The sequence below is a fragment of the uncultured Campylobacter sp. genome, from assembly GCF_937997465.1.
GTDB lineage: Bacteria > Campylobacterota > Campylobacteria > Campylobacterales > Campylobacteraceae > Campylobacter_A.
Genome location: NZ_CALKTQ010000232.1, coordinates 1 through 7,717 on the forward strand (window position 1 = coordinate 1; position 7,717 = coordinate 7,717).

Consider the following 7,717-nt stretch of genomic DNA (forward strand, 5'->3'; position numbering starts at 1 on the left):
TTACTTGATGATAGAAATGCCTCGACGATAGATATAGAGCCGTCTGAGATATTAAGCTACATAAAACACGATATGAAAGATCTCAAGCAAATCTACAAAGACAAATGCGTAGCTCGCAAAGAAATCAATGAAGATGAGATAGCTGGTATAGAGTTAGTATTGGAAAAAGAAAATAGGATGACGAACTGGCTCATAGAGCCGGCACCTAATATCAAAACCTTTCTTGACGACATAATCGGTCTAAGCTTTAACTACGGCGGAATCATAAAAGATAGAAAAACGGGCAAGATACTAGCCGACAATATATACGAAAACGTAAGATACCAAGGAGCGTTAGGCGAAAGCTTTATAAAGGCTTTTGGAAGCGAGTCGAGAGGATATGGGATATCTTGTGATAGCGGTAGGGAGAAGTATTTAGACGTATGTAATCAAAAAATGATAGTTGAGTTCTTTAGAAAGGATAGAAAATGAGAAAGCTTGAGGTAGCTATACGTTAAACACAAGCGCAAATTTGACGCGCCAAACGGTCCGTCAAATTTGCAAATTATACTATCTCCAAAACCGCGGTGAGATCGGCCATGCCTTGCGTGTACATAGCTGACGTAACTAGGGCGTCCGCACCAGCGCTGGCAAATTCCCTGGCGTTTTTTAGATTTATCCCGCCGCTTGCGACTAAGGCCGCATTTGGGGCGATTTTATCTCGCAAGCCTACTGCTTGCTTTACGGCCCCCGGCGTAAATTTATCGCACTGTACGACGTCGGCGCCCGCCTTTAAAAGCGCTCCGCAATCATCTAAATTTTCGCATTCGACGGCGATTTTGCGCTCGGGAGATTTTACTTTGAAGGTTGGAATTTGAGCCAAAAACTCCTCATACGAGTCGTAGGCTTTGATGTGGTTTTTGAAAAATAGCACGCTGTCGCTCAAATTTAGCCTATGTATGCCGCAGCCGCCCTCAAGCACGGCTTTTAGGCAAAATTTCTTGGCAAACGGAAAGCTCTTGCGCGTGGCTAGGATTTCGCATTTTGGATTTACGCTTTTGGCGGCCTCGTTCATCGCTCTTGCGTAGGTGGCGACCTTGCAGGCGTACTCTAGGCAAATTTGCGCTAGTTTCCAGGCTTTGTGCACATTATCGTAGCTACCGCTGATTTTTACGATCGGCTTTTTTGCGGCCGCGACGGCGGAGTTTGGGACGCAAATTTGCGTCTCGCAGTCTAGCAAACGCGCGATGCGAGCGGCGACGTCTACGCAGCTAACCGTCACGTCCTCGCGCGGCAGTATGGTTAAGACGGCGTTTTTGCGGATGCCTTGAAGCGAGGTCGTAAGATCAAAGTAGGGCAGATCCTCACCGATGTAGGCTAAAATTTCGGCGTCATTTATCTTGATCATCGCTTGCTAGCCTTTTTGCCTCGGCGTTTTTCTTATTTGCGTTTACGATCATGTTTCTAAAGATGCCGTTTTCGTAGAGGCCCGCGTGATAGAGCGAAAAACCTATAAACGCGACGCCTGAGGCTACGTGCCACTTTTTAAAGCTGCCTTTGTTTCTGCCTTTAAGCCCGAACGCCGTTAGGCAAACTGTGGCTAGAGTGACGCTCATGCCGATTTTTGCGACTTTTCTGTGTGTTTGTAAATTTAAAAGTTGTCCGTTTATGTTCATTTTTTTCTCCAGCAAGTTGTGTTTGCGATGCCTATGCTCTCAGGGTCAAATTCCGGATTTAGCCCAGCTTTTCTTTGCGATTCGTAGTCTTTTAGGGCTTTTATCATGACTTTTGATAGCATAAAGATCGCCGCGATATTTATCGTAGCCATCGCCGCCATCGTGATATCGGCGATGTTCCAGGCGATAGTTAGGTTCATCTGCGCTCCGACGAATATCATCGCGACCGCCGTTAGCTTAAAGGCTATGGCGATTTTGTGGTTTTTGGTGAGGTATTTGATATTTGCCTGCGCGTAGTAGTAGTTGCCGATCAGCGACGTGATCGCAAAAAGCACCACCGCAAGCGTCGTAAAGTGAAGGCCGATCTCGCCGTAGTACTCGCGCATCGCGGCCTGCACCAATGGAAGTGCGGTGAGCAGTTCGCCGCCGGCACCCGTTTGCTTTGTGATATAGGCCTGCGAGAAAAGCACTATCATGCCCGAAGCCACGCAGATCGTCATATCTATAAAAACCGCCATCGCCTGCACGAGTCCTTGCTTTACCGGATGGCTCGTGTGAGCAGCGGCTGCCGCGTTTGGCGCAGAACCCATGCCAGCTTCGTTTGAAAACAGGCCGCGCTTGATACCGTAGACGATCACGCTACCGGCAAATCCGCCGAATATCGCCTTAAAATCAAAGGCGCTTTTCATGATCATATCAAAGACGGTGGGGAGTTTGTCAAAATTTAAGCAGATCGCGATAAAGGCTAGCAGGATATAGGCAAGTGCCATGAAAGGCACGATATATGAGCTAACCTTGCCGATGACGTGGCTCTTGCTAAAAAACATCACCGCCGCAAATGCCGTTAGGATAATACCGATACCAACCGGCAAGCCGCTATCGCTAAAGCTCGTAGCGCCAGCGCTTTGGTCGTAGTAAATTTGAAAGGCGGAGGTCATGGTGTAGCTTTGTAGGCCGTTAAATCCGTACGCGTACGTGATGATGAGAATGACGGCAAAAAGGCTCGCCATCCACTTGATACCTAGGCCGTTTTTTATGTAGTATGCCGGGCCGCCCTTAAAGCCGAATACGTCTTTGGTCTTGTAAATTTGAGCTAGCGTACTCTCGGCAAATGCCGAAGCCGCGCCCAAAAATGCCATCAAACACATCCAAAATAGCGCGCCCGGGCCGCCCGCTACGATAGCAGCGGAGATGCCCGCGATATTTCCGATGCCCACGCGCGAGGCGGTTGAGATCATAAGCGCTTGAAAGGGCGTAAGGTGGTGCTTGTTGTATTTGTCCTTTTTCTCGACTAAAACCTTGCAAGCCTCGAAAAACATCCTAAACTGCACGAATCTAGTAATATAGCTAAAATAAATACCGGTAAGAACGAGTACGATAACCAAAAAATAGCCGTATAAAAAGTCGTTGGCTAGCGACATCTCGTCGTTCATAAATTTTAAAATTTTATCTATCAACCGTCATTCCTTCAAATTTACTTCGCGCCTATCTTGACGCCTTTCATCGAATTTGCCAGCAGTCCGATCGTCGTGCCGTTGTGCAAAACGGCCGTTGCGATAGGGTTAAAGAGTCCAAACGTCGCGCCTGCTAGGATGAGCGAGTTTATACCGACGGTAGCGTTAAAATTCGTATTTATCAGCCTCATCGTTTTATTTGCGACGTCTTTTGCAACGGCGACTGAGCCGATGTCGTCTTTTAGTAGACTGATGTCGGCGGTGGCTTTTGCTATGTCGGCACCCTTTTGCATACTGATGCCTACGTGCGCCTTGGTGAGGCTTGGCGCGTCGTTGATGCCGTCTCCGACGAAGGCTACTTTTTTGCCTTCGGCTTTTAGCTGCTCGATGATGCCCGCTTTATCGGTAGGTAGGCAGTTCGCATAGACTCTGTCGATGCCTAGTTCGCTTGCTACCTGATCGGCTTTAGACTGCACGTCGCCCGTTAGCATAATGAGCTCTTTTACGCCTAGTTTTCGTAGCTTTGCTAGCGTCTGCGCGGCGTTTTCTCGCATGGTGTCGCGCATGGCGATGACGCCTAAGAGCTCTTTGTCGTAGCCCACGTAAAGCAGCGTGAGCCCGCTATCTACTTCGCTTTTTATGATTTCTTCGTGTTTGCTAAATGAAATTTGCTCGTCGTCCTCTAAAAAATGCCGCGAGCCGATCACGACCTCTTTACCGCCTACGTATGTTTTCACGCCGTGAGCGACGATAAACTCGACCTCGTCGTGGTGGATGTGGTGAAAGCCTATCTCGCGCGCGGCCTTTACGATAGCCTCGGCTACGGGGTGAAAGTAGTGCTCCTCTGCGCTTGCGGTCAAATTTAAGAGCTGAGCCTCGGTAAATTCTTTTTTAAACGAGTGAACCTTGACGACGCTTAGGCTGCCATGCGTTAGCGTGCCCGTTTTATCAAAGACGAAAGTATCGGCGCTCGCTAGCGCTTCGATAGCTTTGGCGCCCTTTATCAGTACGCCGTTGCGGCCGGCTTTTGAGATGCTTGATTTAAATGCTACGGGAGTTGCTAGCTTTAGCGCGCAGGAGTAGTCCGCCTGCAATACGCTGGCTACGCGCGTCATGTCTCGGCTAAGCAGATACGAAACGCCGGCTAGACTTAACGTCACAGGCACTAGCTTATCGGCTAGCTTCGTGGCTTTTAGTCCGACGGCCGATTTTTCGTTTAGCGAGCTTTGGATGTAGGATTTTATCCTAGCAGTCGCACTCTCGGCTGCTATGCTCTCGGCCCAGATTTTTATGCGTCCGTCCTCGACTACCGTTCCGCTCATCACGCGGTCGCCGCGCTCTTTTTTGACGGGTTCTGCTTCGCCCGTCATCGAGACTTGATTTACGCTTGCGGTGCCCTCTACGATGTAGCCGTCGATGCCGATGCTCTCGCCCGCGCCGACAACCACGATGTCGCCCACCTTGACGTCGGCGGTCGCGATTTTTTTGAGGGATTTTTTACCGTGATCATTTATCTCGATCCAGACCTCTTCGATGTTTGGGCGGGCTAGCTCTTTGATGAGGTCGTCGCTGCGGTGCACGGCGCTTTCTTCCATGTATTCGCCGATAGTTAGCATGAGATTTGTGCTATTTGCCGCTAAAAAGTCGCGCCTAGCCAGGCTCACGCCCACCGCAGTGGCTTCGAGCACCTTTGAGGTTATGCCCTCGTTTACGGCTTCGCTTGCGCCTTCTTTTAACAACGGAGCGGCGGCTATCAGGCTAGCCATAGCTTTTACGCCGTTGTTGTTTATAAGAGGCGTGATGGCTAGAGCGGTTGCTGCCTTGTAGATTTCAGCTTTGCTCGGGCTATTTTTATGCTTGCTTAAATTTGCGATCGGCAAATTTTCGATGAACTCTTTGATTTCGTTTAAATTTGACTCAAAGCCGACGATGATGCTCTTTGCTTTTTTATTTACTCTGACGCTTTTTGCGTACCTAAACTCCGAAATTTGAGCCTCCAAACGGCTCTCGTCACAGTCCTCTCCGATGCATTCGCAGACGAAGCGCACGCGGTTTTTAGTCAGGTGCGCGATGCGAACATTATTTTTGGGAGTCAATTTCGGCCTTTACATCTTCAAATCGCTCTTTTAGTTCTTCAAATCCTGCTTGAAGCAAATTTGATCCTTTTGCGATAGCTGAAAATAGCGCTTTTTGCGCGTTTTCGTTTGTTAGCACGTATGCCACGACGCCGCCTATGAGTGCACCTTTTATAAAGCCTGCCGCATTAAAATTTGCCGGGATGAAGTCCTTTAGCGCGTCGTTTATACCGCGATCAAAAGCGCTTGGCGCGCCGGTAGTCTTTACCGTCGTAGTCGTAGTCGTCGTGCTGCCGTCATCGTTTAGCTGATTTACTGTTTGAGTTTGATTGATGTATGGGTTTTTCATTTGCTTTCCTCTAATTTTTTGATTAAATTCTCCGTCGCGATCACGCCTGCGATACCTACGGCTACGGTGACGGCCGCAGCAAAATAGCGTGCAGAGACTAGTTTGTTTGACGCGCTGATGGCGCATGCCGTGACGATACCGCCTTGGATCGCGGTTTTAGTCGTTTTGGCGACTACTTCGGCCTTGCTTGCGCTGCCTTTTTTATAGTTTAGTATGCCTACGCCGCCGGCTGCTATCGCGCCGATTAGCGCGCCGCTTATCATATGATCGACGGGGAGTCTGGTTGTTGATGTTAAATTCATTCTATACCTTTATTATTTCTCTAAATTCGGTTCAAGCGCGTTTGCGATATCTTCGGCTAGGCTTTCGGTTTGCTCGGCTGCTTTTGCCGGAGCTTTTTTGGCTCTTGGAGCGCTTTTTTTCTTAGATTTTGTTTTTTTGGCTTCTTTTTCAGCGGCTACTTCGGCGCTAGTGCGTCTTGTGCGTTTTTTTGTTTCGGTTGCCTCTTCGCTTGTTTTAGCAAATTTTTTCTCGGCGTACTCTTTTGCTTCGCCTATTTTTTTCTCGGCAAATTCTTTTGCGTTTTCGGCAAACTCTTTGCCTTTATCTAGTCCGCTTTCAAGGGTTGATTTGATTTTATCTTTGTTGTTAAAAGCCGCGACGGCTAAACCTCCTAAGATTGCTCCTGCGATAAACGGTAATGCCATTTTTTATCCTTTATGTTGAATTTTATTCTTTATCTTTATTTTTTTCTAAATTTTTACTGAGCATCATGCTAGCTAGTCCGCCAAGCGCCAAACCGCCGAAAAATGAAAAATTCGGATTGTTTAAAAGCGCGATAGCGTCCTCTTTGCTGCCTTGCCCAGAGCCTATGCGCTCTAGCGTTTGACTGATTTGTTTAAAGCTATCCGAATCAAAAGCGTTTAAGATATTGTCGCTCGGATTTTGAGCCGTTTGCGCCTGCTCCTCTTGGCTTGCGTTACCCGCACCTTGAAACTGCGCGGCTAAAATTTGAGCCAGTTTTGCTTTGAGAGCCGGAATGTATTCGTTGTTTGACGTAGCCCAGAGCCTAAAGCAGACGTCTTTAAAGTTTTCATCGCTCAGGCTGTCGGTCAAATTTTCATAAAACGCGTTTAGCTCAAGCTCGTAGTTTAGGGCTTTTATAAAGCAAGCGTCAAGATCCTCGCACGCTAAAGCGCAAAAAACTTGCGGATCGGCGGGGTCTGCGTATGGCTTTAAAAGCTCTAGCCCACTTTGCCTCACCGCTAAAATTTGATCAAAAATTTCATCTTTTTTGCAGACGTTTTCGTAAAATTTAACCCCCTGCGACTCTAGTAAAAATACCGCATTTGCGGCTTGCTTTAGCTCCTCGTTCATCTTGCGCCGCCAGTAGCTTTTTGAGCTAGGTTGTTGATGAGGGCTGAAATTTCGTGTAAATTTTCGCCTTTTAGCAGATCGTCCCACATCTTTTTCGGGAAAACTTCGTGGTCGTACTCTATCGTAGCCGAGCCAATTAGCTTGTTAAATTTGACGTTTTTTATGCCGTCTATTTGCTTTATCGTTTGATCTATTTTTTCTAACGGCAAGCTGTCCGCTTCTTTTTTGATATCGCTGCTGACGCGGACTCTTAGGCGGCCTGCGACGTGGTGGATCGGCGTGAAATACGAAGCTATGCGTAAGACTAACTCCGATGGTATATGTGGCGCTGCGCTCATGTTTCTCCTTTGTTTTTTGGCGTATTATCTATTTGCTACGCTTAAATTTAACTGAAACTTTTTTGCATATCGTTATCAAATCATTTTTGATAAAGAGGCGCAAAATAGGCTATTTATTTTGGCACTTTGGACAAATTCCGTATAAAATCATAGCGTGCCCCTCGAGTTTGAAACCTAAATTTAAACAAATTTGCTCTTGTTTTTCTTCTATATATTTATCGAAAAAACTCTCCGCCGCGCCGCATTTTATGCAGATTAGATGGTCATGATGCGACTTTAAATTTAGCTCGAATTTATTTATCCCGTTCTCTTCAAAACTCAAAACCAGCCCGAAATCCTGCAAAAAATTTAAAAACTGATAGATCGCCGTGAGGCTCACGTTTCGTCTAAATTCGCTTTTGATCTTATTTTGTATTTCGCTCGCACTAAGGTGCTCGTCGCTGGAAAATAAAATTTTTAAAATTTGCTC

Annotated in this window: 10 protein-coding genes and 1 pseudogene; 1 reads left to right on the forward strand and 10 read right to left on the reverse strand. The window is 47.2% G+C overall.

The window, feature by feature from the left end:
* A pseudogene (locus Q0546_RS07780) lies at positions 1-471 on the forward strand (hypothetical protein); the annotation flags it as partial.
* A gap of 73 nt (positions 472-544) precedes the next feature.
* Here Q0546_RS07780 and modD read toward each other — a convergent pair.
* The 10 genes from modD to Q0546_RS07830 all read right to left on the reverse strand — a co-directional run.
* Complete coding sequence (gene modD / locus Q0546_RS07785; protein ID WP_298791951.1) at positions 545-1,387, reverse strand: ModD protein; 843 nt, start codon at positions 1,385-1,387, stop codon at positions 545-547.
* Complete coding sequence (locus tag Q0546_RS07790; protein WP_002952110.1) at positions 1,371-1,655, reverse strand: hypothetical protein; 285 nt, start codon at positions 1,653-1,655, stop codon at positions 1,371-1,373. The genes modD and Q0546_RS07790 overlap by 17 nt, the downstream gene beginning before the upstream one ends.
* Positions 1,652-3,088: an alanine/glycine:cation symporter family protein gene (locus tag Q0546_RS07795; protein WP_298791964.1), complete on the reverse strand. Its 1,437-nt coding sequence runs from the start codon at positions 3,086-3,088 to the stop codon at positions 1,652-1,654. Before Q0546_RS07795 ends, Q0546_RS07790 begins: the two co-directional genes overlap by 4 nt.
* 41 nt (positions 3,089-3,129) lie before the next feature.
* Entirely contained in the window at positions 3,130-5,205 is a 2,076-nt protein-coding gene (locus Q0546_RS07800) for a heavy metal translocating P-type ATPase (protein WP_298791954.1), read from the reverse strand.
* A complete protein-coding gene (locus tag Q0546_RS07805) occupies positions 5,189-5,533 on the reverse strand; it encodes a hypothetical protein (RefSeq protein ID WP_002952117.1) in 345 nt (114 codons plus the stop codon). The genes Q0546_RS07800 and Q0546_RS07805 overlap by 17 nt, the downstream gene beginning before the upstream one ends.
* A complete protein-coding gene (locus Q0546_RS07810; protein WP_228724772.1) occupies positions 5,530-5,835 on the reverse strand; it encodes a Cys/Met metabolism pyridoxal-phosphate-dependent enzyme in 306 nt (101 codons plus the stop codon). Before Q0546_RS07810 ends, Q0546_RS07805 begins: the two co-directional genes overlap by 4 nt.
* Before the next feature lie 12 nt (positions 5,836-5,847).
* Complete coding sequence (locus Q0546_RS07815; RefSeq protein WP_298791958.1) at positions 5,848-6,240, reverse strand: hypothetical protein; 393 nt, start codon at positions 6,238-6,240, stop codon at positions 5,848-5,850.
* Positions 6,241-6,262: 22 nt separating this feature from the next.
* Positions 6,263-6,910, reverse strand: a complete 648-nt coding sequence (locus Q0546_RS07820) for an aminotransferase (RefSeq protein ID WP_298791960.1) — start codon at positions 6,908-6,910, stop codon at positions 6,263-6,265.
* Complete coding sequence (locus Q0546_RS07825) at positions 6,907-7,248, reverse strand: HMA2 domain-containing protein (protein WP_002952126.1); 342 nt, start codon at positions 7,246-7,248, stop codon at positions 6,907-6,909. The genes Q0546_RS07820 and Q0546_RS07825 overlap by 4 nt, the downstream gene beginning before the upstream one ends.
* 109 nt (positions 7,249-7,357) lie before the next feature.
* The coding region (locus Q0546_RS07830; protein WP_298791962.1) for a transcriptional repressor at positions 7,358-7,717 on the reverse strand (360 nt) is incomplete at its 5' end.

Bases quoted from the DNA above. Each gene is read 5' to 3' on its own strand.
- Q0546_RS07810 (WP_228724772.1), bottom strand. From the start codon at position 5,835: ATGAATTTAACATCAACAACCAGACTCCCCGTCGATCATATGATAAGC.
- Q0546_RS07790 (WP_002952110.1), bottom strand. From the start codon at position 1,655: ATGAACATAAACGGACAACTTTTAAATTTACAAACACACAGAAAAGTC.
- Q0546_RS07805 (WP_002952117.1), bottom strand. From the start codon at position 5,533: ATGAAAAACCCATACATCAATCAAACTCAAACAGTAAATCAGCTAAAC.
- Q0546_RS07815 (WP_298791958.1), bottom strand. From the start codon at position 6,240: ATGGCATTACCGTTTATCGCAGGAGCAATCTTAGGAGGTTTAGCCGTC.
- modD (WP_298791951.1), bottom strand. From the start codon at position 1,387: ATGATCAAGATAAATGACGCCGAAATTTTAGCCTACATCGGTGAGGAT.
- Q0546_RS07820 (WP_298791960.1), bottom strand. From the start codon at position 6,910: ATGAACGAGGAGCTAAAGCAAGCCGCAAATGCGGTATTTTTACTAGAG.
- Q0546_RS07795 (WP_298791964.1), bottom strand. From the start codon at position 3,088: ATGAACGACGAGATGTCGCTAGCCAACGACTTTTTATACGGCTATTTT.
- Q0546_RS07825 (WP_002952126.1), bottom strand. From the start codon at position 7,248: ATGAGCGCAGCGCCACATATACCATCGGAGTTAGTCTTACGCATAGCT.